Annotated in this window: 24 protein-coding genes; 13 read left to right on the forward strand and 11 right to left on the reverse strand. The window is 45.5% G+C overall.

The genetic code is table 11. The annotated features are described in order from the left end of the window. The first annotated feature begins 149 nt into the window (after positions 1-149). The 5 genes from ITG10_RS13215 (at position 150) to soxR (ending at position 4729) form a co-directional block, all read left to right on the forward strand. Positions 150-707, forward strand: a complete 558-nt coding sequence (locus tag ITG10_RS13215) for a DUF1439 domain-containing protein (RefSeq protein WP_017631005.1) — start codon at positions 150-152, stop codon at positions 705-707. A 223-nt stretch (positions 708-930) separates the two neighbouring features. Further along, positions 931-2493, forward strand: coding sequence for a glutamate synthase-related protein (locus ITG10_RS13220; RefSeq protein WP_017631004.1), 1563 nt, complete (start codon positions 931-933; stop codon positions 2491-2493). Between the two features lie 275 nt (positions 2494-2768). Next, positions 2769-3560 (forward strand): arylamine N-acetyltransferase, encoded by a 792-nt coding sequence (locus ITG10_RS13225; RefSeq protein ID WP_017631003.1) that lies wholly within the window; start codon positions 2769-2771, stop codon positions 3558-3560. Positions 3561-3579: 19 nt separating this feature from the next. Beyond that, on the forward strand, positions 3580-4101 hold the full coding sequence (locus ITG10_RS13230; protein WP_017631002.1) for an NAD(P)H-dependent oxidoreductase: 522 nt from the start codon (positions 3580-3582) through the stop codon (positions 4099-4101). A 187-nt stretch (positions 4102-4288) separates the two neighbouring features. Continuing rightward, on the forward strand, positions 4289-4729 hold the full coding sequence (soxR, locus tag ITG10_RS13235; RefSeq protein WP_008220909.1) for a redox-sensitive transcriptional activator SoxR: 441 nt from the start codon (positions 4289-4291) through the stop codon (positions 4727-4729). Between the two features lie 19 nt (positions 4730-4748). On the opposite strand, the gene ITG10_RS13240 is transcribed toward soxR, so the two are convergent. Next, the gene (locus ITG10_RS13240) at positions 4749-5510 is read right to left on the reverse strand and encodes a carbohydrate deacetylase (protein ID WP_017631001.1); all 762 of its coding nucleotides are present in this window, start codon (positions 5508-5510) and stop codon (positions 4749-4751) included. Between the two features lie 75 nt (positions 5511-5585). Next, the gene (locus ITG10_RS13245; RefSeq protein WP_248386436.1) at positions 5586-6926 is read right to left on the reverse strand and encodes a 6-phospho-beta-glucosidase; all 1341 of its coding nucleotides are present in this window, start codon (positions 6924-6926) and stop codon (positions 5586-5588) included. A gap of 103 nt (positions 6927-7029) precedes the next feature. On the opposite strand from ITG10_RS13245, the gene ITG10_RS13250 reads away from it, so the two are divergent. The 3 genes from ITG10_RS13250 (at position 7030) to ITG10_RS13260 (ending at position 8905) form a co-directional block, all read left to right on the forward strand. Continuing rightward, complete coding sequence (locus ITG10_RS13250; RefSeq protein ID WP_017632603.1) at positions 7030-7914, forward strand: LysR substrate-binding domain-containing protein; 885 nt, start codon at positions 7030-7032, stop codon at positions 7912-7914. A 74-nt stretch (positions 7915-7988) separates the two neighbouring features. Continuing rightward, positions 7989-8369, forward strand: a complete 381-nt coding sequence (locus tag ITG10_RS13255; protein WP_248386437.1) for a VOC family protein — start codon at positions 7989-7991, stop codon at positions 8367-8369. A 131-nt stretch (positions 8370-8500) separates the two neighbouring features. Next, positions 8501-8905, forward strand: coding sequence for a globin (locus ITG10_RS13260; protein ID WP_017631184.1), 405 nt, complete (start codon positions 8501-8503; stop codon positions 8903-8905). Positions 8906-8951: 46 nt separating this feature from the next. Here ITG10_RS13260 and ITG10_RS13265 read toward each other — a convergent pair whose 3' ends face one another. Then, positions 8952-9518, reverse strand: coding sequence for an outer membrane beta-barrel protein (locus ITG10_RS13265; RefSeq protein ID WP_017631183.1), 567 nt, complete (start codon positions 9516-9518; stop codon positions 8952-8954). A 363-nt stretch (positions 9519-9881) separates the two neighbouring features. Beyond that, entirely contained in the window at positions 9882-10649 is a 768-nt protein-coding gene (locus ITG10_RS13270) for a hypothetical protein (protein WP_017631182.1), read from the reverse strand. 139 nt (positions 10650-10788) lie between these two features. Here ITG10_RS13270 and ITG10_RS13275 point away from each other — a divergent pair, with 139 nt between their 5' ends. Then, positions 10789-11178, forward strand: a complete 390-nt coding sequence (locus ITG10_RS13275; protein ID WP_017631181.1) for a DUF4345 domain-containing protein — start codon at positions 10789-10791, stop codon at positions 11176-11178. Positions 11179-11187: 9 nt separating this feature from the next. Next, positions 11188-12690, forward strand: a complete 1503-nt coding sequence (locus ITG10_RS13280; RefSeq protein ID WP_017631180.1) for an arylsulfatase — start codon at positions 11188-11190, stop codon at positions 12688-12690. Between the two features lie 70 nt (positions 12691-12760). Here the strand turns inward: ITG10_RS13280 and ITG10_RS13285 are convergent, their stop codons facing one another. The 4 genes from ITG10_RS13285 to ITG10_RS13300 form a co-directional block, all read right to left on the reverse strand. Further along, complete coding sequence (locus ITG10_RS13285; protein ID WP_248386438.1) at positions 12761-13786, reverse strand: LacI family DNA-binding transcriptional regulator; 1026 nt, start codon at positions 13784-13786, stop codon at positions 12761-12763. A 232-nt stretch (positions 13787-14018) separates the two neighbouring features. Next, positions 14019-15095, reverse strand: coding sequence for a porin (locus ITG10_RS13290; protein ID WP_017629760.1), 1077 nt, complete (start codon positions 15093-15095; stop codon positions 14019-14021). A gap of 199 nt (positions 15096-15294) precedes the next feature. Continuing rightward, positions 15295-16311, reverse strand: coding sequence for a nuclear transport factor 2 family protein (locus ITG10_RS13295; RefSeq protein ID WP_017629761.1), 1017 nt, complete (start codon positions 16309-16311; stop codon positions 15295-15297). Between the two features lie 143 nt (positions 16312-16454). Then, positions 16455-17750: an MFS transporter gene (locus ITG10_RS13300; protein ID WP_017629762.1), complete on the reverse strand. Its 1296-nt coding sequence runs from the start codon at positions 17748-17750 to the stop codon at positions 16455-16457. 348 nt (positions 17751-18098) lie between these two features. Between ITG10_RS13300 and ITG10_RS13305 the strand changes: the two genes are divergently transcribed. Beyond that, positions 18099-19640: a sodium/solute symporter gene (locus tag ITG10_RS13305; protein ID WP_017629763.1), complete on the forward strand. Its 1542-nt coding sequence runs from the start codon at positions 18099-18101 to the stop codon at positions 19638-19640. A 26-nt stretch (positions 19641-19666) separates the two neighbouring features. Further along, the gene (locus ITG10_RS13310) at positions 19667-21037 is read left to right on the forward strand and encodes an L-serine ammonia-lyase (protein WP_017629764.1); all 1371 of its coding nucleotides are present in this window, start codon (positions 19667-19669) and stop codon (positions 21035-21037) included. Between the two features lie 113 nt (positions 21038-21150). Here ITG10_RS13310 and ITG10_RS13315 read toward each other — a convergent pair whose 3' ends face one another. Beyond that, on the reverse strand, positions 21151-21636 hold the full coding sequence (locus ITG10_RS13315) for an Lrp/AsnC family transcriptional regulator (protein WP_017629765.1): 486 nt from the start codon (positions 21634-21636) through the stop codon (positions 21151-21153). Positions 21637-21758: 122 nt separating this feature from the next. Between ITG10_RS13315 and ITG10_RS13320 the strand changes: the two genes are divergently transcribed. After that, on the forward strand, positions 21759-22358 hold the full coding sequence (locus ITG10_RS13320; RefSeq protein WP_017629766.1) for a LysE family translocator: 600 nt from the start codon (positions 21759-21761) through the stop codon (positions 22356-22358). A gap of 141 nt (positions 22359-22499) precedes the next feature. Here the strand turns inward: ITG10_RS13320 and ahpF are convergent, their stop codons facing one another. Continuing rightward, the gene (gene ahpF / locus ITG10_RS13325; RefSeq protein WP_248386439.1) at positions 22500-24092 is read right to left on the reverse strand and encodes an alkyl hydroperoxide reductase subunit F; all 1593 of its coding nucleotides are present in this window, start codon (positions 24090-24092) and stop codon (positions 22500-22502) included. A 199-nt stretch (positions 24093-24291) separates the two neighbouring features. Then, positions 24292-24849 (reverse strand): alkyl hydroperoxide reductase subunit C, encoded by a 558-nt coding sequence (ahpC, locus tag ITG10_RS13330; RefSeq protein WP_017629768.1) that lies wholly within the window; start codon positions 24847-24849, stop codon positions 24292-24294. Positions 24850-25154: the final 305 nt, after the last annotated feature.

The following is a 25154-nucleotide window of genomic DNA, read 5'->3' on the forward strand; positions in this document are numbered from 1 at the left end:
ATTTTTGTCAATTCCCATTGATACGACATAACCATTTAGGTGGATCATTCTGCCCAGTTATCCGACACTGTTATTGTGACAACTAATTTACAGTATCATCTCGAGGTAACATCCGTTCCATGCATTTAAAAAATAAGAGCCTATCTCCAATGACAACAAAGTTAATGAACCGTTTGATTATAGCTGTGGCAGTCCTGATGCTCAGTGGTTGTGTTAGCTATAGCATTACCGAACAAGAAATGACGAAGTACCTTGAAGATTCCGTGATGCTCGAACAAGAGGTTGGTGTGCAAAGTGTGATGTACGCACAAGTGGCTGTGGATGATCTAGAAGTACAAATTGGCCGAGCCGATGCGCAACGCGTGTCTGTGTTGGCGAATACCAATGCAAAAGTTCAAGTGTTCAATATGCCTAACATGGGGTTGGATTTAGACTTAGAGTTCAGCGCGATTCCTGAATACGACAAGGAAAGCGGCGAGGTGTATCTAAAGTCGCTGCGATTAGAGCGCTTTGAAGAAAAGGGCAAACAGCTTTCGCCAGAAATAGAGACACTACTCAAACCTGCGGTATCGATGATCGGTTTTGCTTTGTCTCAGTCTCCCGTTTACAAACTCGACAGCAACAAGGTTCAAGAGTCGTTGATTAAATCGTCGGAACCGAATCTAGTGATCAGAGACAATAAGCTGGTCATCGAGCTGTTCGATTAACCCTTCATGCATTAGTTTAGACTAAGCTCTCACACACAATGGCTGCCTACTGGGTGGCCATTTTTGTTTCTGTTGAGTCGGTCATGACTGTTTTTAGTCGGTTTACCCACCTTGTCTATTTGTCTCATTTATTGAATTAGCCGCGTATCTCACCTTTACTTTACTCTTGTGAGCAAGTCATCGCTTCAGTCATCAAATCATAAAAAGAAAAGGTGAACGAACTATGAAGAGTCCAGTAATCGCGGATAATAAACCCGTCAAAGTCGAGCTGACAGAGGGAGAAGAGTATTACTTTTGTACCTGCGGCCGATCTAAAAGTCAGCCCTTTTGTGACGGTTCCCATGCCGGTACGGGTTTCAAACCGAAAAGCTTTGTCGCCGAAGAGAGCGGAGACGCCAACCTTTGCCGCTGTAAGTATTCCAACAACCTTCCTTTCTGCGATGGCACTCATAAACAGTTTACTGCTGAACAAGTTGGGCAAGAAGGCCCAGAGGTTCATATTCAAGCGGCTGCGCCAGATTTGTCTCCTGCTGCGAGCGCAACCAAAGAAGAGCCTACCGTCGAGTTTATTCATCAGCTAGCGCGTGATGGTTTATCCAAGGTCGGGCATCATGGGCCAATGACCTCTATGGGTGTGCCAAGACACTTGTTGCCTCACTGGGACGATATTCAAGTGATGGTCGCGCAAATGGCCACCAAGCCTTTGCTAGAAAATGTGCCCGTTGGTACCGAACTGATTATTGGCCCCAAAGCGAAGAAGCCGCTTAAATTGGACATCTCTTTGTTTGTGTCTGATATGAGCTTTGGCTCGCTATCTGAAGAAGCAAAAGTCTCATTGGCGAAAGGGGCTGAACTTGCAGGGACGGGCATCTGCTCAGGTGAAGGCGGTATGTTACCCGAAGAGCAAGCGGCAAACTCTCGTTATTTTTATGAGTTAGCCAGTGCTCAGTTTGGTTACGATGAAGCTAAGCTCAAAAACGTTCAAGCCTTCCACTTTAAAGGCGGGCAGGGTGCCAAAACCGGAACGGGCGGACATTTACCGGGCGCGAAGAACATAGGCAAAATCGCGGAGGTGCGTGGCATTGAAGCGGGCACGGCTGCGATTTCCCCACCCACCTTTGTCGACCTTAAAACAGTCGAGGATTTCAAAAAGTTCGCTGACCGAGTTCGAGAGGTGACAGGCGGTATCCCGATCGGCTTTAAGTTAAGTGCCAATCACATCGAAGAAGACATTCAGTTCGCGCTTGATGCCAGTGCCGATTACATTATCTTGGATGGACGTGGCGGCGGTACAGGGGCGGCGCCAGAGATGTTCCGTGATCATATCAGTGTGCCGACCATTCCAGCGCTTGCTCGTGCCAGAGCCTATCTAGACAAGCAAGGCGTAAGTGACAGAGTCACCTTAATCATTACCGGTGGGCTTCGTGTTCCGATGGACTTCGTAAAAGCCATGGCGCTTGGTGCAGATGGTGTCGCTATCTCGAACAGTGCCATGCAGTCGATAGATTGTGTGGCGGCGAGAATGTGTAACACCAATAATTGTCCGGCGGGTATTGCGACTCAAAAGGCCGACTTACGCCAGCGTTTAAATGTCGAGAAGGCATCGAATCAGCTTAAGAACTTTTTCGAAGCCTCGACAGAATTAATGCAAGTGATAGCGAGGGCGTGTGGGCATGATCATTTGAATCAATTTAACCCTCATGATTTGGCAACATGGAATCGCGAAATGGCGGAGCTATCGGGCGTGACTTATTCTGGTATCAGTTCACTAAATAAACTTAAGTAAATAACCTTTCAATAAAGCACACCTACTGCATTTGTGGGTGTGCTTATTTTTGCCTGTGTCATATAACGCCATACTCCAACCATCGTAATTATCTGCTTTATAAGCGCTTTTAAATTATTTTCTATTTTTTTAAAATATCGCTTTACCTCAAGTTAACTTGAGGTTTTATTATCATCCCCAATCTAAAAACAGAAACAATCACCTTGTCATTTTTGAGCATTGTAAGCTTGGAAGACGTCAGTCATTAGGTGATGAAAACGAATCAGGGGTTAGGTATGGAACAGCGTCAGATCACCGAGTATTTTTCAAGAATCGGCTTATCTCAGCCAAGTGACACCGCAATCGAAAGCCTAAATGCGATTCATCAACATCAACACAGAAATATCCCGTTTGAAAACTTTGATGTGGTTCAGGGCTTACCGATTCAGCTTTCAGCAGAGGCACTGCATGAAAAGCTGGTGGTGAATCAGCGAGGTGGTTACTGCCAAGAGTTAAATGGACAGTTGTTGAACGTGCTGACGCACTTGGGCTTTGAAGCGAGAAGCCTGCTTGGCCGTGTTCACCTAGCAGGCGAGCCGACAGGGCGCAGCCATCGAGTGACCATGGTGACCATCGATGACAAGCAGTGGTTGGTGGATGCGGGTTTTGGCACTTTTACACCACGTGCTCCATTGCTGCTAGAAGCCGGTCTTGAACAATCTAATGACTTACAAACCTTCCGCTTCGTAGAAGACGAGCTATACGGCTTGCTACTGCAAATCAAGCAGGGCGAAGAGTGGATGAAGGTATACAGCCTAGACATGACTCACGTGTGTGCGAACGATTTAGAGTCGAGCAACTTCTTTACCTCTAACAGCCCGAAATCGATTTTTACATCGAACTGTATTGCGGCGCTGCCTATTGACGATGGGATTGTCACGCTACTCAACCAAACCATCAAGGTGACAAAAAATGGCATTACCGAAGAGTGGTTATTAGAGGACGAGGCGTCTTACTTTGCAGCCCTACAAACCTACTTTGGGCTCACACTCAACGTACCTTTTTCACTTTTAAAGAAATGTTTCTAATCAAATTTGAGGATAAATAATGAAAGTATTAGCGATTGGCGCGACCAACAGTACAACATCAATTAATCAACAACTTGCAGCGTACACCGCAGGTTTAGTCGAAGGCGCGCAAGTCGAGGTGCTCGACCTTAATGATTTCGAGATGCCAATTTACAGCGAGAAAAGAGAGCAAGATTCAGGTGTTCATCAACACGCTCAACGCTTCTTTGAGAAGATTGGAGAGTCAGACGCGGTAGTCATCTCCTTTGCGGAATACAATGGCTCATACACCGCGGCCTTTAAAAACGTATTTGATTGGGCATCGCGCATTGATATGAAAGTGTACCAAGGCAAACCTGTGGTCATGCTAGCTACCTCTCCGGGCCCGGGCGGTGCGACCTCGGTGTTGTCTTCTGCGGTTAATTCTGCGCCTTACTTCGATGCTGACGTGAAAGGTTCGATGTCAGTGCCGAGCTTCTACGATAACTTCGATATGGAGACGGGGGAGATGACCAACCTAGAGATGATCGACAATCTTAAAATGATCATGAAGAAGGTCTGAATATAAGATTTATATTTCACACTAAGCTAAATCAGCCATCATTTGACGGCTGTTTTTTGTGTCAGGTAAAGATGTTTGCGTGTTGTGAACGTAATTTAGTCAATATGGCTAAACTTAAGGTTAACTTTAGCTATAATCCAGAATGGATTTGAATCTATCAGCAATACATTCAGGGAAAGTAAACAACATGAAAAACATCGTGTATTTAACGATTGGCCAACTCTCGGAGCGCAGTGGTGTGGCACCTTCAGCGCTGCGTTTTTACGAAACCAAAGGGTTAATTGCTTCTATTCGAACCAATGGTAATCAGCGCCGTTATCAATCTGCGATGCTGCGTCGAATCGCTTTGATTCAAGTCGCCCAGTCAATAGGGTTTACGCTTGAAGAGATCACTGAAGAGCTGTCTAGTTTGCCGATGAACCACACCGCAACCAAGCGTGATTGGGAGCGAGTGGCGAAGAAATGGCAAGGACAACTCGACAGTAAGATGGCGCAAATTCGCTCACTACAAGAGAACCTTACAGGCTGTATCGGATGCGGCTGTTTGAGCATGCAGAAGTGCCATCTATTAAATCCTGAAGACATCCTGCATGACCAAGGGCAGGGTGCTCAGCGCATTGTTGATTAAGCTAGGTTAAAACCTTAGCTCAAAGCTGATCGAATCCAATACATTCAATACCATTGTCAGAGAGCCACTGTCGTAAGGCCGGGTTCGTCAATAAGGCGTGTTCTTCCACTCGCTTAGTGAGATAGCTCGAGAGTGATCTCAGTTCGTCACTGGCAAAAAGCGCGGGATGGCACATCAACTCGACCGTGCCGTTAGGCATCATGGCTTGGTGGCTCAACAACAAATCTTGCAAGCCGGTTAGTGAAACCCCGTCATCAAAAAATCGCATATCAAACGCATCTGGCGTTGGCACTAAAAGTGAATCTTGCCCGTTCACAATATTGTCGATTCGTCTCACGGGCAGGCCGATATCATTGGCGGTCCGAGTAAATGCAGCTTTAAGAGGTTGAAAGACGCCTCCGAAGTGATGGCTATCGATATGATTGATTTTTAAACCGGCATCAAGTGCAGCTTGGTATTGTGCATTAAGCTCAAGTACCACCTCTTCTTCGACAACATCTGCTTTGTTGAGTAGGGTTGTTTTATCTAAAAAGTACCCTTGATGATCGACGAGGCTGGGTATGAGTTCTGGTGAGCTTATGGGTTTACCCGCTGTGACTGTAAAATGCAGCCCCACTTCAGGAACCATACCTTGGTGATACAGTTCGATGGCATGTTGTGTGCCTGGTTGGTTCATCATAATGGTGGTGGATTTGACCATACCCGCTTTAAAGCAGTCGATGATGCCAAGGTTCACGCTTTCTGTGAGGCCGAAATCATCGGCGTTGAGTATCAGTTTCATGGTTAGATTCTTTTGGCTATGTTGGGCTAAGCGACTTAAATTAGCCCAGCGTAAACTGAGCTAATATGGGCTGGGTTATTGCTCACTTTGAGCGAGTCGGTGAGCAAATGCAGGCATGAAGTCTAAGTTCTCACGAATCGTTTCTAGTAAAGCCTCATCGATGTGTGAGCCTGAATCGACAATAGGGTTTAGAATCAGAGCGCGCTTGGCTAACGCAATATCTCCGGTCATGGCCGCTTTCACTGTTAAGGTTTCGAACTCTTTCATTTGTTGGATCAAGCGTAGCGTATCACTGTCAAAAGGCTCGACGTTCAGTGGCAAGATTGCGCTACTGGTGATCACGGAACTCACTTCGACCGCACAATCATTCGGCAAGCCTTGAATCGCGCCGTTATTGCGGGTGTTTACATGCATGATAGAACGTTTGTTGTTGTAGATACTGCTCATCAACTCACAGGCTGCTTCAGAGTAGTATGCGCCACCACGCTCTTCTAACAATTGAGGTTTGGTGTCTAGCTTCGGATCTTGATAGATCTCAAGCAGCTGTTGTTCAACTTCAGCGACTAAGTCGGCACGGTTAGTTTTGCTCTCTGAAGCTGCAAACTCTTTGTCTAGAATATCTCGTGACTGGTAGTAGTAACGTAGGTAAGCACACGGAACGATGTTGAGTGAGCGAATCAACTCACCGTCCCACTCGAAAGGTGGGATGTTTTTCGGCATCATTTGGTCATTTCCCACAATAAGCTCTTCGATCAGCTCGCCAAGTTTATCTTGGCCTTCGTGAAGCACTTTACGAGCCCATACTAAGTGGTTTAAGCCCGCAATTTGCATCGTCATATCTTCACGTTTCGCACCAAGCATTTTGGCTGCGCCGCGCTCCATGTTCACTGGGACATTACACAAGCCGACAGTTTTGATGGTTGAGTGCTTAACCAACGCTTCAGTGACCATGCCTGATGGGTTGGTAAAGTTAAGTAGCCATGCATTAGGGCACAGTGTTTCCATCTCTTTTGCGATTTCTAATGCAATGGGGATAGTGCGACAGGCGTTCGAAAAACCACCTAAACCGTTGGTCTCTTGTCCTATCATGCGATACTTCAGAGCAATCCTCTCGTCACGTAATCTTGCTTCCATTCGACCCGCCCTAAATTGCGAACAGACGAAATCCGCGTCTTTCAAAGCTAATTTTCGGTCAGTGGTGAGATGCACTTTGATTTGACAGTTGGCTTTATTGATCATGCGCTCAGTTAGATCTGCAATCACCTGTGCTTTTTCTAGTCCAGCTTCGATATCAACTAACCAAAGATCCGAGATAGGCAGTTCGTGATGACTTTTTAACAAGCCTTCAACTAACTCTGGGGTGTAACTTGAACCACCACCAATCACGACGACTTTCAATTTCTGTTCTTGTTTCATGTTCTTCACCATCAGATTTGTAGATTACGTGGTTTAATCTATATGATGAGTAACTAAGCCGGCAAACCAGTATTGGCTGCAGATGAATTAGTAGAGGTAATCCATGGGGTTGTTTGAGAACAGACAACAAACGCTGTCATTGCTGCACACATTCAGTGTCGCTGCCAAACATTTGAGTTTTACTGTAGCTGCTGATGAGCTGTTTTTAACTCAGGGTGGCGTCAGTCATCGTATTAAAAAGTTGGAGCAACAGCTGAAATTCAGCTTATTCGTGCGCAAAACTCGCAAGCTGGAACTCACACCGGAAGGGCAAAGAGTTCTATCTATGCTTAATGTCTCTTTTGAATCGATATTCTCAGAGCTGATGGATATTCAAACGGGTGAGCTGAGTGGTGAGCTTTATATCGCAACCTCTCCTTATTTTGCATCTTCTTGGTTGATGCCACGACTGCCTGAGTTTAGAAAACTCTACCCAAGCTTAAGCCTGAAACTGCAAACCAAACAGAACCAATCTGATTTCCAATTTGAACCTTATGACGTGGCGATTTTTTACAGCGAGGGTCACTACCCCAATCATTACAGTGAGCGGCTTTTTTCCGGGGTTAGAACACCGGTGTGTAGTCCTGAATATGCCAAGAGGTTTAACCTTGAGAAGGGCTCGCAACAATTAGCGGGTGTGCAATTTATTCATAGTGGAGATGTCACCTCTTGGCAACGTTGGCTAGCTGAAAAGCAAAGTGATGTCGATTGCACGCTAATGTGCGACTACTACAGTGATAACCGCCTAGCAATGGATGCTGCAATATTGTCGATGGGCGTCGCATTAGGGCGTTTAGAGTTTATGAAACCGCAAATAGAGCAGGGGCTGTTAGTGGCTCCATTGATGAGTATTGAATCTGGTAAGGGTTATGATTTGGTGTGCCCGAAAGGGATGGAACAACGCACCAAGTTCCAGGTTTTTGCTCAATGGATGAAGCAGCAGTTGTAGTAGAGGCGCCTCTAGACAAACCGGAACTAAGGGTCTAGTTTAGGATGTTCTTTCACTATAAGAAGAGGTTAGTTATGTTCAGCCATGTTTTTCTTGGAGCCGAAGATATTGAACGCGCGAAGTCTTTCTATGACCCAATCATGAAGGTGCTCGGCTACAGCGAAGGTTCTGTCGACCCTAAAGGTCGCTGTATTTACGTGAGCCAAACCGGTGTATTAGGTTTAACCAAACCGATAGATGGTCAGCCTGCAACGCACGGTAATGGTATGACGATCGGCTTCTTAGCATCTTCTCCTGAGCTAGTGGATGAATGGCATCGTGTTGGTGTAGAAAATGGCGGCACGAGCATTGAAAATGGTCCGGGAGCGAGAGGCTCTGACGAGCGTCGACTTTACATGGCTTACTTGCGAGATCCTGATGGAAACAAGATCTGTGCAACTCACTTTATGCCTTAGTTATCCTTATTCCTCAGTTTGTTTTATGCCTCAGTTCGGTTTAAGGCATAGTTCATTTTATGCCACAGTGGCGTATAATTAAGTCATCTCGGTTGTTCAGGGTGAACGAACCATTGCAAAGGATTGGCTAGATGACACCAAACGAACTGTTTTATGAGAGCTTTGAGCGTTGCAGAATCGACCAGGAATTCCTAGAAACATTCTTGGCTGATTTCTGTGAGCATAATCCTAGGTTTTCAGAGCGTTTTGAAAACATAGGGTTAGAGCAACAAACTAAGATGCTCAAAGCCTCAATCATCCTGATTTATAACTCTTCTGGTTTACCCAGTGTGCGGAGCTCCGTAAAAAGGCTTGGTAAGCAACACAAAGATCTCGGGATGGACATTTCTGAACAAGAGCTCAACGAGTGGTTTCACTCCTTACTGAATACCGTCAAGAAATACGACCCACACTATAATGATCAAGTTGAACAAGCATGGGCGCAAACTCTCGATGCTGGTCTAACGATCATGAAGAAAGAGTGTGTCGTTAAATAAGCCTTGTTTAGCACAAGGCTTATTTATCTTAATGGTTTTATAACGCTTAAAAGGTAAAGCCAGCTTGGATACCGAAGGTTGAATCTCTGTTATGCCAAGCGTCACCACTACGGAACTCATACCAATCATATCCAACACGAGCTAGGAATAGAGAGTGACCGAATATTGGCGTTTGAGACTTGTACTCTGCGCCAATCCCGTAAGTTGCGCCGAAGTTAACTGTAGAGCTCTTACTGCTTCTTCCGTCTCCGTATGTTGATTTTATTTCTGACTTTATATGGTAAGCCCCTAGCTTGCCGTAAATAGCAAAATTATTGTTGATGTTGTGTTTGTACATAGGTGCTACTGAAACAAGTAAGGAATCTAAATCTTGCTCGACTGTGATTGCTGGGTTATTGGTATAGCCGTATTTGTCATTGGCGTTTATTAAGAGCAGTGATGATTCAATATACCAGTTACTTTGTACAATCTGACTACCGAATGTGAATTCGCCACCAATGTCATTGTTGTCTATCGCGACACCACCTAATACATACATCTCATTTGACGCGAATGCCGAAGTGGCTGCCATCGCCACCAAAGAAGTCAGTGCTGCTAAGTGTAGTTTTTTCATATTATTTCCCGAAGTTTGTAAATTTCGGGAGAGGATTCTAGCGACATTTTAAAAATAAAAAACACTGTTCAAATGATGTGTGAGATATTCAATAAAGATTAAATTAATCAAAACTTGAAGATTGGTTCTCTAGTTCAAAAAAGATATTTTTTTAGATCTGTGACTGATACGTTGGTGAGTCTTTGTGTTTGATTTATAGGTGTTTTTATTTTTTAATGGAGTGGTTCACATTCGTTGGAGTGAGTTCCAGCGATTGAGTTATCGCCGGAACTTAGATCATGTGGAGGCAACATTTTAATAAGTATTAAACGCCTAATGCGAAATCTAGCGGGAGAGGTTCATCAATCACCCGCTAAGGTTGGATTAAAAGTGAGCAGCCCAGCCCACTAAGAAACCTTGTGTCGCTGTATCGTATTCATAAGTGCCTTTGTTTTCGTAATCAACCCAAGTGGATTTGTACGCGATATTTAAATCTGACCAGTCGTTGATTTGATAGCGAACCCCGGTAAGTAATGAACTGGTGAAGTTGGTATCGCTGCCAAGCCCGACGTCTAGGCTGGTGTGTACGGTCCAATTTTTGTGGAGTGCTTTGGTCCAACGAACGCCGATAAGATAATCAATCCAATCTTCTTCCAAAGACCTTGAGTTCAAAGTTGTTCCGTTGCTTGTATAGAGCTTCGAATCAATATCGTTGTCCCACCAACGTAATCCGACCATGTAATCAATATTACCAATATCGTATTGGTAACGTTTGAAACCTTTTGCCTCTAACACGCCTTGCCTAATCTCAAGTTTACCATTGAGGAGCCCCGCATTGCCTATGACCGAGTTGGACTTAGCACTGAGATCCATAAAGCTGTAATCAAGGTAGTAACCCCATTGATTGTCATAAATGCCTTCAAGGCGAAGCATCGCGCCCATATCTAAATTATCCATGATGAATGCTGGGTCTACATCCACATCGCTAGATAGATTTCCAATGGTGGTATCACCACGAATATTCAGAGCTTGAGCATAGATCTCAATGCTGTGCTGCCATTTTTTCATGCTCGTTTCTGAGCTTGCTTCTTGAGCAATAACGGTTGAACTGACAACTAACATTGGTGCGATTAGGTAATGCCACTTAGCCATATTGATATCCCTATATTCGATGTGAAAAAGCGCCTTAATGAATGATTAGATCTTTGAGTTACTTTGATTATATGCAACTTGTATATCCCTGATTGTAGACTATGTTTTTTTTAAAGAGCCAAATTTTGAGAGTAAGGGTATGAAGCCACAAAGTATTTTCCTGTTAGTTGCAGTTGTGGGACTAACACCCATTGCGTTGTCTTACGGCTATGCGCCAGTTGTCTCTCTTGATTACCTTTTTGGGATCGACGCGAGCCCTATCAATGTGACTCATATCTTTCGTGCAGTAATGGGGCTTTATTTGGCTCTGGCGTTGTTTTGGGTGTTTGGCGCACTGTTCAAAAAGTATCGGCTGCCAGCGCTCTATAGTTTGGTGGTTTTCATGTTGGGTTTAGCTGCCGGACGAGTCATCAGTTTGGTGGTGGATGGTATGCCGCATTGGCTACTTTTCGTCTATCTGATCTTGGAACTGGGCTTTGGTTTAGTCGGTTTAAAAATGATTCATAACGAGCAATCTGAAACAGTATAAGGACATTCTATGAAAAGGATTTTCCATCTTCTTATCCTGAGTGTGTTGAGTAGCTTTTCGCTATCAGCATGGTCAGCTCAAGAGCAGCCAAATATCTTTGTTATCTTCACTGATGATGTGGGGATCTCAAACCTGAGTGCCTATCACAATGGCGTGATGAGCAGTGAAACACCGAATATCGACAGTATTGCCGAGAAGGGCATGTTACTCACCGATTACTACGCTCAACCATCGTGTACTGCGGGTCGTTCCGCCTTCTTAACTGGGCAATTACCAGTACGAACGGGCATGCACTCTGTTGGATTACCGGGTGGCCCTGTGGGTTTGAGTGCGGATACCCCAACGCTTCCAGAAATGCTCAAGAGCATGGGCTATGTGACGGGGCAGTTTGGTAAAAATCATTTAGGTGACCGAGATGAATTCCTACCGACAATGCACGGTTTTGATGAGTATTGGGGTTGGTTGTATCACTTGAATGCGATGGAATACACCGAAGACCCTGATTGGCCAAAAGATGGATCGTTAGATGCCTTTGCACCTCGTAACGTGATCTATTCAAGAGCGGATGGTAAGGGCGGACAATCCATTGAGGATGATGGTGCGCTGTCGATTGAGCGTATGCGTACACTGGATGATGAAGTCAATAAACACGCTATCAACTTCATCGAAAGGGCGGTTGAAGCGGAGAAGCCATTCTTTACTTGGTATTGCCCATCACGAGGTCACGTTTGGACGCATCTTTCTGAAGAGTACGAAGCCATGCTTGGCCAGAACGGGTGGGGACTGCAAGAAGTGGTGATGAAAGATCTCGATGATCACGTTGGTGAGATGCTTGCCAAAATGGAAGAGCTCGGCATTGCAGATAACACCATCATCATTTTTACGGCCGATAATGGCCCTGAAATCATGACATGGCCAGATGGCGGTATGACACCGTTCCATGGCGAAAAAGGCACAACATGGGAAGGTGGTGTTCGTGCTCCTGCATTGGTGAGTTGGCCGGGCAAAATCCCAGCTGGCAGTGTCGGCAATGGCATCTTTGACGGTATGGATTGGTTACCAACACTGATTGCAGCGGCGGGTGGCCCAACAGATCTGAAAGAGAAAATGTTGAAAGGTCACGATGGTTTTAAAGCACATCTCGATGGTTACAACCAAGTCGATATGTTGACGGAAAAAGGCGAGTCGAATCGTAAAGAGATTTACTACTACGAACGAGACAAGCTACAAGCCGTTCGAGTCGGAGATTGGAAAGCACATTTCGTGGTTCAGAATCACGGTTGGAGTGGCCCGAAAGAAGAACTTAACGCACCACTACTGTTCAACCTGCGTCGTGATCCTTACGAGCGAGCAGCTGAAGAGTCGGGTATGTACTTGAAATGGATGGGGCAGAAGATGTGGGCATTTGGCCCTGCTCAAGCTGCTATTCAGCAACACTTAGCGACCTTCGAAGAGTGGCCGCCGGTCACTCCTGAATCTCCGGCCGAGAAAACCGGTGGTGTGGGGAATTAGTTAAACATAATAAAAAAAATCCCGCTCTGTGTGAGCGGGATTTTTATTGGAATGCGTCTTAAATTTAGCTCTATTTTAGCGTTGTTTTTCGCTCTATGAACTTCACTGGCACCATCAACTTAACCAAGCTGGTGTCTTGCTCTTGAATTTGGCTAACGACAATTTTCACTGACTCGCGGGCAAGGCGTCTGAAATCTTGCTTAAAGGTGGTGAGTTGGTAGTTTAACCACTGAGTCTGTGGAATATCATCAAAACCAATCACTTGCAGATCTTCAGGAATACGCAGATTGAACTCTAAGCGCGCTACATCCATGACCGCCATTGCTAGGTTATCTGTCGCGCAGAAAATCGCTTGCGGCTGTGTCGGCTCGGAAAACATCGCGCGAATCGTGTCCAGTGAATCAAGGTAGTCATAATCCGCTTCAATGACACGAGCTTGCTTGCCAGTTAGGTCTTCGAACTCTGAACAAAAGCCCGCTTCACGTTCGCCATTGGTGTAAGTCGGTACGTTACCTGTTAGATAAACCGCTGACTTTGTTCCAACGCTATGCAAATGCTGAGCAGCAACTTGGCCTGCCGCATAGTTATCGCTCACCACATGACTACTCTTAGTACCTTCAACCACGCGAGCATACTGAACAATTGGGATGTCGAACTCTTCACACTCTTCATAAAGTGACTTATTGAAGGTTGCAGAAGCGGCAATCACACCATCAACTCGATACTGGAAGATGTTAGGAATCGAGTGGTTGTCATTACCATCGACTTGCCACGGAATAAGCACCGCAGAATAGCCCTGTTTTTGTAACTCAGTAGAGATAAGCTGCAGGGTTTTCATGTGAATTGGGTAGTCAGCATCAGGGAAGACCAAGCCAATCAATTTAGACTCGTTGGTGGTTAGGCTTCGAGCAAAGGCATTAGGGCGATAGTTGAGTGCTTTCGCGGCTTCAAATACTTTCTGCTTGGTCTTTTCAGATACCGAACTGCCCGGAACAAATACACGAGAAACGGTAGATTGAGAAACGCCAGCGAGCTTAGCGACATCTTTTGAGGTAACGGTTGGCTTTGACGCCGTGGAGTGTTTTGGTGAGTTCATAGACCATGCTTTTAAGCCAATTTAACGACCTACAGAGTATCATAGATAGGTACGTATTCAAAAAAGCAATGCATGAGAATGTTATGAAAGATAAGGGCTAATTGAGGTTGTTGGGTATTACCTTGGGTATGACCCAAAAGAAAGCTCTACGTACATGCATCAGCAGATTGTAGAGCTTTAGTTGGACAGTGTTGTTCAATACGTCTTACTTATCTAACGCCTTATTCAGCCATTAGAAGTAGTAACGAATACCCGCCGCGAATTGGTCATCGCTGTTTTCGTAGCGGTTACCCACTGACTTGTCGTTGCCGTTGTCGAATTGGTATTCCGTCCACACTAAGAACTTGTTTTTCTTAAAGTGGTACTCAAGACCAGGGATAATCAGCTGACGCTCGTAGCCATTAGCGTTGTCGTCTGTATCTGTTAAGTAGTTAACGTTAAAGGTTGGACGCAGACCGTTTTCAAAGTGGTAGTACGTGAAGAATTCAGCACCACGGTGGTCGTAGAATTCAGCTTGGCTGGTGGTTTCCCAGTTTGAGCCCTGGCTGTAGGTGAAACCAACAAATAGGCCATCATTGGTGTAGTTTACACCTAATAAACCGATGCGCTGGGTATCGCCATCTTTAATGTTTTGCACGCCGGCATCAACATCATCAAACTCATTCTGGTGGTAAGCTAAACCAATTGTTAAGCCATCCATCACAGTGTAAAGCGTTGACGCACCCATACCGTTTTTCAGCGTCGCGGTTAAACCGTCAGCTAGGACAACATCTTCACGAGTGGTTTGGTACGTGAAGCCGTATTTCCAGTTGTCGCTGATGTTGTTGCGGTAAGTGATTGAGTTCTCAGCACGGCCTGTACCAGAAGCAATACCCCAGTCAGATAGGTTGTAGTAGCCAGAGCCACGTGAACCAAACACACGACCCATATCGGTAAACCAAGCCACATCGTAGAAGGTCGACCATTGCTTAGTACCCGCAGCAATCTTGCCGTATTTTTCGTGCTCTACGCCAGCGTATAGAAGTCGGTCATAAATATTGTCGCCGTTAGCACCTGAGTTGTAACCCCATTCGGCATGACCAAAGCCAGTCCAGTCGTTATCTAGTCCCATTTGACCTTTAAGACCGAAACGAGAACTACCACTGTTCCATTCGCCGTTATGGTCGCCACCTTTGTCTTGGTAACGAACGTCAAAACGGCCATCTAGAGTCAGGCTGTCGCCTGCGTCATTGGTAAAAGTGTGTGCAGCAAAAGCAGAACCCGAAGTAAGTGCTATCAGGATCACTGCTGAAAGAATCGACTTTTTCATTGTTATTCTCTTTATTCAGGCCGTAGAAAGCCGCCGTGCTTTCAAGCCCGTTATATAGGTAATGGTTTGGCAGGGTGTGCCCATCCGTTAGGCACAAGTTGGTTATCTTGGGTGGAGCAAGTTGCCGAGGGCGAGAAGGAGCCCTCGGCAGTCATGTTTATCTAGTGTAGGTATGGACTAGATAGACAATAGGACACAGTTATAGCGTTGGGTTCATGATGGTTGAAGTACGTTCGAAAACGTCTAGACCTTGCTGTTGCAGCCAGTAAGGAAGGTCGATAAGAACCCAGTTTTCAGATAGCTTGTCGCCGTCACGGTAGTAAACGTCAACCACTTGCATGTTTGCGCGTACTTCGCCGCCAGTCATACCTAGGAAGCCACCTGTTGGTGTGTTTGATAGGTTTGGCCAACCGAAGAAACAAGAGAAGTTACCTTCAGCGAAACGACAAACGTGGCCGTTGAACTTCTTATCTTTCAGGTTGTTACGGAAAGGAAGTTGGTGCTGTTGTTGGTAGCGAGGAATGGTGTAAGACGCGCCGATACCACATGGGCCGTACCAAATCATGTCTTTTGACCAGCTCTTCGCTAGCACTTCTGGTGGGCAACCCATCGCGCCGCTGTCGTTAAGAGCTGAAAGGTCATCAACCATTTTGTTTACAAGCGCTAGTGTTGCAACGCCTTCTTCTGGATCTGCATCTTCAAACAACAGACCATCGTGGTTACGTGGACCAGGGTATACGAAGTGTTTACCAGTTGATGGTGGCAGTGGGTAGCAACCCGCTTGGTCCATCATGCCTAGTAGATCTAGGAACAGGCCAGTCTTTGTGATTTTGCCATCAACAACACAGTTAAATTCTGCGTAGCGAACGTTCATGATTTTACCTGTAGGGCGCATGCCTAGGTATTCAGCGTCGAACAGACCCATGAAGTGACCCATGCTCATTACCCAAATCTCATCTGGGTTAACTTCGTTGTTACCGCCGATGAAGATGTCTTGACGACGCTGCATGCGTGTCATTGATTTCATCATTGGAGCCCAGAAAACGTCAGCCGCAGCTTGAGCGCCTTCTTGCTCACGGAATGGGTAAACGCCGCGCCACAAGTAGTCTTCAGAAGTGTGTGCTTTTAAAACTTCAGCAACGTTCTCGTGAGTTGCGTTTTCCATTGCATCAAAGTATTCGCGAACAATGCGTTTAGCTTCTTGATATTTAGACATAATTCATTCTCTTTTTGTTGTCGAGTCAACATTCGGAACAGGACTCGATTTGGATTTTGTTACCGGCTGACTACTCAGCCGGATTGATGTTTATTTCGTGTCTTTAGAGGCGTTCAACTTTTTGAGTTTTCAACTAAAGGGGATTAAGCTTTTGCTGTTTCCGCTTTTTTGCTCTTGTCGAAGATGCCGCCTTTCAATGTCTCTGGTAGTGATAGCCACAGTAGACCAGCCACAATCCATACGATTGGTGAGCCCCACATTGCTGTAGCAAGGTCGCTACGTTCTTGAATGAATACCAACACCATTGGCGCCCACATACCGATGATACGACCGCCGTGGAATAGAGCTGCACCAAAGCTACGTAGGTGAGCAGGGAACAACTCTGAGAAGTAACCACCCCATACCGCAGAAGCAGACAGACCGAAGTTGTAGATAAGACCTAGGATAGCCAGCATGTTTAGGCTGCCGATCATCACGTCGCTTGGTGCGACAAAGAATACTGAAGCCATAACACCCGCAAGGATGAAGCCAAACGCGTTCACTTTGCGGCCGTATTTATCGGCGATTGCACCCCATACCCAAGCACCGAATAGAGAACCGAATGCCGAGATAGAGAAGATGATGCCGATGGTCGCACCGTCGAATTGGCGAACATCTTTTAGGTACGTTGTCACGAAGCCAGAGAAGAATTGGTAGCCGTAGAAGTTAAGGCCAGCCAGTAATAGACAAGTGATCGTTAGCTTGCGGTAAGGCGCGCTTAGCATTTCACCCCAAGAGCCTTTCTTCGCTGGTGCGTTAGATGCTTCCGCCGCGGCTTGATCTTCTTCACCGTAGGCGATCACTTTCTTGTCGCTAGGCAGGATAAAGATCATCAGTGCAGCAGCAACTAGAGGAGGAATACCACCCACCCACATTAGGCTCTGCCAAGGTGCGTCGATGCTAGAAATGAACGCTGCGTATGCACCCATTGCCATTAGCGCAACAGAGAACATAGAAGAAGCGAATGCCGTTAACTTACCGCGCACGGTTGGTGTGAATAGGCCGATCATCAGGCTTACTGCTACTGTGAAGTAACCACCCAAAGAAATACCGATGATGAAACGCATCGCTGCCCACATCGCGTAGTCGGTAAACATCATGTTGATGATGGTTGCGCCACCGTTTAGTGCAGTGATGACAATAAGAGTCGATTTCTTACCAAAGTTTGATGCCACCCATGCACAGCTTAGGGCACCAATAAGTGCGCCAACCGACTGCCATGTATAGAACTGAGCGGTATCCGCCAAGTTAATACCATCATACGCATCAACGATGTATGGGCGTACGTAGTCAATAATTACAAAGTTATAACAATAGAAAAAGTAGCCCACTAGAATTGCAAGATAAGCAGCTACCCTTTGAATCATAGGAACTTCGCTCATGTGTTTTTTAGTAGTCATGACCGATAAACCTTTATTTTATATAGGGTGGTTTTAGTTTTGATTATTGTGCAGTGGTTATTGATATTCACTACACCGTCTTCGTTTCGGGAGAGATAATAGAGTTTTTGTGGTTATTAGATCCGTGATCAAAGTCAATTTTAAAATGAGTGCGTACCCATTTTGTGTATTTTAGTGATCTGGATCCCGTTAGATCGTTCGTTTGGGCTTTTTGGGGCGTTTTGAGCGTTTATTCGTCTATATTAGTGACAATACTCACACTTACTGTGGGTTTTTGAGGGAATATATCCAATTTTGAGTAATATTGGCGGCGAATGATTAGAAGAATACAATAAACGGAATCTAAAAATGGTTACGTACTCAAGTTTTGTGGTTATTGCTCTTTATGTGTTAAGTACTTTATTTATCAGCTACTTAGTAAATAAGCGCTATAGCGTTGGTGGCGACTTTTCGACTGGTGGAAAACAATTTGGTTGGTTTACGGCGGGTGTGTCGATTCTTGCAACCTACATCAGTGCGATGACGTTCGTGGGTATGCCGGGCTGGGTTTATAGCTCAGGCATGGAAGCGATGAGCGTTCATCTGAATTACCCAATAGTGATCTTTTTCGCTGTGGTTTTCTTTGTTCCAGTGTTTTACAAACTTGGCCTGACCTCGATTTATGAATACCTGGAGCACCGCTTTGGCGTTGTTGCTCGCACGATCAATTCCATCGTGTTCATTGTGGTTCAGTGTATTTCGGCAGGGGTGATTTTGTATGCGGTGGCATTGATCTTGGTGCAAGTGTTGCCGGTGAGTATCTCCGAGGCGATCATTTACATCAGCCTGTTTACGGCCTTGTATGCCTATGCGGGGGGCATCTCAACCGTCATATGGACAGACATGCTGCAGTCGGCAGTATTGATTATTGGCAGCATTGCGATCTTTGTTTTATTGCTGATGAAAATCGATGCGGGCGAGATGTTGTCTCCTGAGCATCTGAATATCATCAACCTCGATTTTGACTTAGGCGTCGACACCACATTGTGGGCGGGTGTTGTGGCGGTGAGCTTTTTACATCTGAGCGTTTATGGCACTAACCAACTGATTATCCAAAGAACACTGGCGACAAAAAACGTTCAGACAGCGCAAAAATCCATGCTGCTTTGTGGTTACGGCGCATTCTTTATCTATCTGTTTTTTGCTGTGATGGGCGTTCTGTTGAGTGTCTTTTATCAAGACACCAGTTTTGAGAACAGTAATGAAGTGATTCTCGATTTCGTGTTTAACCACACTAACCCAATCATTGTTGGGCTTGTGATTTCTGCATTGTCGGCAGCGGCGATGTCGACACTGGATTCCACTTATAACTCAATGGCGACAGTCGCAACGTTCGATTTCTATAAGCGCTTTTTCCGTAAGCAAGCCTCTGACGCACACTATGAGTCGGTGGCAAGAAAAATGAGCCTCGTTTCTGCCGCTTCGGTTGTTGTGCCTGCTTTACTTGCGGTTTCTAACGAATCTGTACTCAAAACCATTGCCAGCCTGACTTCGATTTTTGTCGGTATTCGCCTTGGCTCTTTCATCCTTGGGTTGTTTTTCAAGCAAGCGAATGAAAAAGGCGTTATAGCGGGCAGTATCGGCAGTGTCGTAGTGGTATTTATTGCCAAATACAGTGGTATATCTTGGCCTTGGTTTGCCTTAATTGGTACGGTGGTTTTCTTAGTTCTAGGTATTGTTGTGAGCCGATTCTGGGGAGAGGTGACACAGCAACAACACGAATTTATTGCCAAGCAAAAGCATTTGTTCGCTAAGCCTACCGCGAGTCATTACGGCTTGTTGGTCTTTGCGGTTGTGACGATTGCTGCTTGTACTGTTATTCCTGATTGGCTTTATGCCGCTCTTTCTTAATTGACCGATTCTTTACTGGTATATCTATGTTATCGATCTTTGATATCTACAAAATTGGTGTGGGGCCATCGAGCTCACACACTAACGGCCCAATGATTGCGGGTTTCCATTTCACTCAATTAGTCGCAGACAGAATCACAGAGGTGGTGCGTGTTCAGGTCGATCTTTATGGTTCGTTATCGTTAACCGGAATAGGTCACCACACCGATAGAGCGACCATCTTGGGTTTGCTTGGCAATAAGCCAGATACGATTAAGATCACCAGTGCTAATGAAGCGATGCGACGCGCTATCGACAGTGGTGAAATGCAATTGAGTGGCAGCCACGCGATTGGCTTTAACTACCAAACCGACATGTTATTCCATGAAGACAATCTGCCCCTGCATGAAAATGGCATGATGATTACCGCGTTTGATCAAGCTGGAAATGCGATTATCGATGAAACCTACTACTCGATCGGTGGTGGTTTTATCGCAACTGCAGATGAGCTGCAAAACGGTACCAAAACTGAATCGGTAGAAGTGACTTACCCTTTTAAGAACGCCGATGAAATGCTGAAACAAGCTGAAGACAACGGCATGAGCCTAGGTGGAATGATTCTGAAAAATGAGTCGGCCTTCCAAGATGCAGGTACGATTGCGGAAAAGGCGGATCAGATCTGGCGTGTGATGTCGCGCTGTATGGAACGTGGTTTTGAAACTGAAGGTATTCTTGATGGTGGGTTGAATGTCACTCGCCGTGCGCCAAACCTATTGAAAAAGCTAGAAGCGAATGCAGCCGTTGAAAACGATCCAATGGAGATTATGGATTGGATTAACTTGTTTGCCTTTGCTGTCAGTGAAGAAAATGCGGCTGGTGGCCAAGTGGTGACGTCACCAACCAATGGTGCCGCGGGCGTGATTCCTGCGGTACTGATGTATTACCATCGCTTCATTAAAGAGTTGGATACCAAGCAGCTCAAAGACTTCTTAGCGGTATCGGGTGCGATTGGTATTTTGTACAAAACCAACGCTTCGATTTCAGGTGCCGAAGTAGGGTGTCAAGGTGAAGTCGGTGTGTCATCTTCTATGGCGGCTGCTGGTTTAACTGCGCTGCGCGGTGGTAGTAACGAGCAGATCTGCATTGCTGCGGAAATCGCAATGGAACATTCACTCGGTATGACGTGTGACCCGATTGGTGGCCTAGTACAAGTACCGTGTATTGAACGAAATGCGATGGGTGCGATGAAGGCGATTAATGCGTCTCGCATGGCATTGAAACGCAATAGCAAATCTTTGATCTCGTTGGATAAGGTCATCGCGACCATGTACCAAACGGGTAAAGACATGAATAAAAAGTATCGTGAAACGTCTCTTGGTGGCTTAGCGCTGATTCATTTAGCTCACCCTTGTGAATAGAAAGCGTAATTAAACGATATTCGTTTCAAACAAAGCCCAGTCCCTAAGTTTTAGAAATCTAGGGAGCTAGGCTTTTGTTTTGCTGAAAGAAAAGGACTGTCAGGAGAAGTGAGCTAGTCCTCAAGAGGAAGTTGATAGCTGTTTTTCAGTTCTTTCACTGAGATGTTGGATTGAATCGCGCTCACGCCTTTTACTCGTCTTATTGAGCTAATACGCTCAAAATATTCTTCCAAATCTTTTGCTAATACTTGCACCATGTAGTCTGCACCGCCTGCGATACAGTGACACATCGGAATCCAATCCGTGACTTCAACAAACTCTTCGAATGGTTCTGTGTTTTCAACTTCGTGGTTGCCTAGCGTGACTAAGGTAAAACCTGCTACATGGAAGCCTAATTTCTTGCGATTGAGCTTGGCGGCATAACCGTCGATATAGCCTGTTTCTTCCATGCGTTTCCAACGGCGCCAACATGGGGTTTCGCTGAGGTTTACCTTCTCGGCGAGCTTACTGTTGCTCATGCGACCGTCTTGTTGGATATGTCCTAAGATGGCGATATCTGTGTCATCTAATACTTCTTTGGTGGATTCTTTCTGTTTCATGGTAATTTTAGAAAAATCTTGCTCAAATTTGCATTAATATTAGCCTATATAGCAATTTAATTCCTAGTCGAATCTGTAAACTCTCTCCCTATCAATACTTTACTTATTAGGAGTGAGAGGAAATGAGCTCTCAATTAATGCTGGCGTTCTTGCTATTTTCAACATCGATTGCAATTACACCTGGGGCAGGGAATATCGCATTACTTGGGATTTCAAGTCGTTATGGGTTTGCTGCAACTTTGCCTTTTATCTCTGGGAACGCTTTTGGCATCATCATCGTACTGGCAGGATCCAGTGTCGGTTTGGTGAGCCTATTCACTCTTTACCCAGAGCTATATAACATTTTGAAGTACGCGGGCGCGGCTTATTTGCTGTTCATGGCGTGGTCGATTGCCAATATGCAAATCGAAGAGAGCACCACCGATAATCGTTCGGGCTTTGTGTCGGGTGTGTTGGTTCAGGTGTTGAACCCTAAAGGTTGGATTGCTTCGTTAACTGTGTTTTCTCAGTTCATCACTCCGAACGCAGACTATTTGATTCAAGTGGTGACCATTATTGCAGGCATGGTGATCACGGGCGTACCGTGCATGTTGGTGTGGGCTTATTGCGGCACTATGCTTAAAAAGCTGCTTCAATCACCAAAACAGATGATGGTGGTAAACCGTTGTTTGGGCGGAAGCCTCGCACTAGTGGTTGCCTTTATGCTTTATCAACCAGCATAAAGCTTCGCTACAAATAAAAAAACCACTCCTAAATCCATAGGAGTGGTGTCTAAAAATCGACTAAGTGGTTAACAATAATTAGTAAGTTACTAATAACTCGCAAGTTAACAAGAACGTTTTAAGGAATGTTTGCTTAAAAGATTAAGCGGTTTCAGCCTCTTTAACCGGAGCTGAGTTACGGATTAGGTGGTCAAACGCACCTAAACTTGCTTTAGCACCTTCACCCATCGCAATGATGATCTGTTTGTAAGGCACGGTTGTTACATCACCTGCTGCGAATACACCTTTCATAGATGTTGCGCCATGAGCGTTAATCTCAATCTCACCGCGTGGTGATAGTTCTACCTTCGTTCCCTTCAACCATTCGCTGTTTGGCATTAGGCCGATTTGAACGAAGATACCCGCGAGTTCGATCTGTTTCAGTTCGTCTGTGTTGCGGTCTTTGTATTCCAGACCCGTTACGCGGTTGCCATCACCCAACACTTGTGTGGTTTGAGCCATCTTGATGATTTCGATGTTTGGCGTTGCGTTCGCTTTGTCGATAAGCACTTGGTCAGCGCGCAGTGTGTCTGCAAACTCAAGCACGGTTACGTGTTCCACGATACCTGCTAGGTCGATAGCGGCTTCAATACCTGAGTTACCACCGCCGATAACGGCTGTTTTCTTGCCTTTGAACAGTGGACCGTCACAGTGTGGGCAGTAAGCAACGCCTTTGTTGCGGTACTCTTGCTCACCCGGAACGTTCATTTCACGCCAGCGTGCACCTGTACTTGTGATGACGGTGCGAGCTCGCAGTGTTGCGCCGCTCTCTAGCTCAACGTGGATGTAGCCGTCTTCCGTGTCTTCTGCAGCAATGATGTTGGCAGCGCGCTGCTCAGTCATGACTTCAACACCGTACTCTTTTACGTGCTCTTCTAGGCTAGCTACCAACTTAGGACCCGTTGTCGCTTTCACTGAGATAAAGTTCTCAATCGCCATGGTATCCATGACTTGGCCACCGAATCGGTCAGCAACTACACCCGTGCGAATGCCTTTACGTGCTGCATAAATTGCTGCTGAAGAACCAGCTGGGCCACCACCGACAACTAACACATCAAATGGTGCTTGTTGATTTAGGTTCGCTGCTTTCTTTTCAGCTGCGCCAGAATCAGCTTTGTTAAGGATCTCAGCCAATGACATACGGCCTTGACCAAATAGCTCACCGTTAATGAACACGCTTGGTACTGCCATGATGTCGCGAGACTTCACTTCTTCTTGGAATGCAGCGCCGTCAATCATGGTAGTCTTAACCAGAGGGTTAATTGCCGACATCATGTTGAATGCCTGGACCACTTCTGGACAGTTTTGGCACGATAGTGAGATGAAAATCTCTACATTAAGCTCTTGATCTAATTCTTTAATTTGCTCGATAACGTCAGCTTCAAGCTTGATTGGGTGACCACCACTGTGAAGCAGTGCCAGTACCAGAGATGTGAACTCGTGACCCATTGGTAAACCAGCGAAACCGATCGCAGTGCCTTTCTCTTGGTTCACGACCTGCATGATAGGGCTGCGAGTGCTTGCGCTGTCATCGCGAGTTACTTCAATTTTGTCTGTGAGAGAGGCGATATCATTCGCTAGGTCTTGCAGTTTGTTTGCGGTATCGCTGTCATCAAGGCTCAGCACTAACTGAACATTGGTTTTTAGGTTTTCTAGGTATGCTTTTAGCTGCTGCTTCATTGCTTGATCTAACATAATCGTGCCTGCTCTTAAATTCTGTGTCTTGGTATTGACCAATACCTTCTTGCTGAAAAAGGAAAATAAAAAGGGGGCGCAAGTCGGCAAATATTGTGGTGTTGATGTTTTGAAAGGGTGGCGCGCAACTGCCCTTTAGGAGGGGGGCCGAAGCGCGCCTGTAGAACCGTTTTATTTGTTCTTTTTAGATAGGCTTAGATTAAATCTTACCTACTAGGTCTAGAGATGGAGCTAGAGTCTCTTCGCCTTCTTTCCATTTAGCTGGGCAAACTTCACCTGGGTTAGCGGCTACGTATTGTGCTGCTTTAACCTTGCGTAATAGGTCTTCAGCGTCACGGCCGATACCTTCAGCAGTGATTTCCATTGCTTGGATAACACCTTCTGGGTCGATTAGGAACGTAGCACGGTCTGCTAGGCCTTGACCTTCACGCATAACGTTGAAGTTGTTTGTGATGTTGCCTGTTTGGTCACCTACCATGAAGTATTCGATAGTGCCGATTTTGTCAGAAGTATCGTGCCATGCTTTGTGAGAGAAGTGCGTGTCAGTTGATACTGAGTAAACTTCTACGCCGCGAGATTGAAGCTCTGCGTATTTTTCTTGTAGGTCAACTAGCTCAGTTGGACATACAAACGTGAAGTCTGCTGGGTAGAAGAAGAATACAGCCCACTTGCCTTTAACGTCTTGCTCAGTGATTTCTACGAATTCGCCGTTTTTGAATGCTGTTGCGTTGAATGGTTTGATTTCTGTGTTGATCATGTTGGACTCTCTTTCTAATTTGTAGTGTTTAACGCTATCCCGCGTCGATGGAGATATATTGCATCTGCACCGTAAATTAGTGAAATCGGACATTTCTATAGATTCAATAGGCAAATCCTATCTTTGATAAAAGAAAGCTATCGATAAAAGCTATTAACAAAAAACATTAACAAAACCCATCAAACATCAGCATCACCCATTTGAGGAGCTATGCTCTTTAGGCTGTCCTCTACATTTGGTTTATCTCTATTAGCGCTAACGTCTATTTCTAGTGTGAGTATCTATGTATAGCGTGAACATCTATG

Origin of the sequence: Vibrio sp. ED004, from assembly GCF_023206395.1 — a bacterium.
Classification (GTDB): domain Bacteria; phylum Pseudomonadota; class Gammaproteobacteria; order Enterobacterales; family Vibrionaceae; genus Vibrio.

Coding starts and splice junctions, on each gene's coding strand:
- ITG10_RS13260 (WP_017631184.1), top strand. CDS start 8,501: ATGACACCAAACGAACTGTTTTATGAGAGCTTTGAGCGTTGCAGAATC.
- ITG10_RS13295 (WP_017629761.1), bottom strand. CDS start 16,311: ATGTCTAAATATCAAGAAGCTAAACGCATTGTTCGCGAATACTTTGAT.
- ITG10_RS13265 (WP_017631183.1), bottom strand. CDS start 9,518: ATGAAAAAACTACACTTAGCAGCACTGACTTCTTTGGTGGCGATGGCA.
- ITG10_RS13280 (WP_017631180.1), top strand. CDS start 11,188: ATGAAAAGGATTTTCCATCTTCTTATCCTGAGTGTGTTGAGTAGCTTT.
- ahpC (WP_017629768.1), bottom strand. CDS start 24,849: ATGATCAACACAGAAATCAAACCATTCAACGCAACAGCATTCAAAAAC.
- ITG10_RS13285 (WP_248386438.1), bottom strand. CDS start 13,786: ATGAACTCACCAAAACACTCCACGGCGTCAAAGCCAACCGTTACCTCA.
- ITG10_RS13290 (WP_017629760.1), bottom strand. CDS start 15,095: ATGAAAAAGTCGATTCTTTCAGCAGTGATCCTGATAGCACTTACTTCG.
- ahpF (WP_248386439.1), bottom strand. CDS start 24,092: ATGTTAGATCAAGCAATGAAGCAGCAGCTAAAAGCATACCTAGAAAAC.
- ITG10_RS13230 (WP_017631002.1), top strand. CDS start 3,580: ATGAAAGTATTAGCGATTGGCGCGACCAACAGTACAACATCAATTAAT.
- ITG10_RS13320 (WP_017629766.1), top strand. CDS start 21,759: ATGAGCTCTCAATTAATGCTGGCGTTCTTGCTATTTTCAACATCGATT.
- ITG10_RS13240 (WP_017631001.1), bottom strand. CDS start 5,510: ATGAAACTGATACTCAACGCCGATGATTTCGGCCTCACAGAAAGCGTG.
- ITG10_RS13300 (WP_017629762.1), bottom strand. CDS start 17,750: ATGACTACTAAAAAACACATGAGCGAAGTTCCTATGATTCAAAGGGTA.
- ITG10_RS13245 (WP_248386436.1), bottom strand. CDS start 6,926: ATGAAACAAGAACAGAAATTGAAAGTCGTCGTGATTGGTGGTGGTTCA.
- ITG10_RS13225 (WP_017631003.1), top strand. CDS start 2,769: ATGGAACAGCGTCAGATCACCGAGTATTTTTCAAGAATCGGCTTATCT.
- ITG10_RS13270 (WP_017631182.1), bottom strand. CDS start 10,649: ATGGCTAAGTGGCATTACCTAATCGCACCAATGTTAGTTGTCAGTTCA.
- ITG10_RS13220 (WP_017631004.1), top strand. CDS start 931: ATGAAGAGTCCAGTAATCGCGGATAATAAACCCGTCAAAGTCGAGCTG.
- ITG10_RS13215 (WP_017631005.1), top strand. CDS start 150: ATGACAACAAAGTTAATGAACCGTTTGATTATAGCTGTGGCAGTCCTG.
- ITG10_RS13315 (WP_017629765.1), bottom strand. CDS start 21,636: ATGAAACAGAAAGAATCCACCAAAGAAGTATTAGATGACACAGATATC.
- ITG10_RS13275 (WP_017631181.1), top strand. CDS start 10,789: ATGAAGCCACAAAGTATTTTCCTGTTAGTTGCAGTTGTGGGACTAACA.
- ITG10_RS13310 (WP_017629764.1), top strand. CDS start 19,667: ATGTTATCGATCTTTGATATCTACAAAATTGGTGTGGGGCCATCGAGC.
- ITG10_RS13250 (WP_017632603.1), top strand. CDS start 7,030: ATGGGGTTGTTTGAGAACAGACAACAAACGCTGTCATTGCTGCACACA.
- ITG10_RS13255 (WP_248386437.1), top strand. CDS start 7,989: ATGTTCAGCCATGTTTTTCTTGGAGCCGAAGATATTGAACGCGCGAAG.
- soxR (WP_008220909.1), top strand. CDS start 4,289: ATGAAAAACATCGTGTATTTAACGATTGGCCAACTCTCGGAGCGCAGT.
- ITG10_RS13305 (WP_017629763.1), top strand. CDS start 18,099: ATGGTTACGTACTCAAGTTTTGTGGTTATTGCTCTTTATGTGTTAAGT.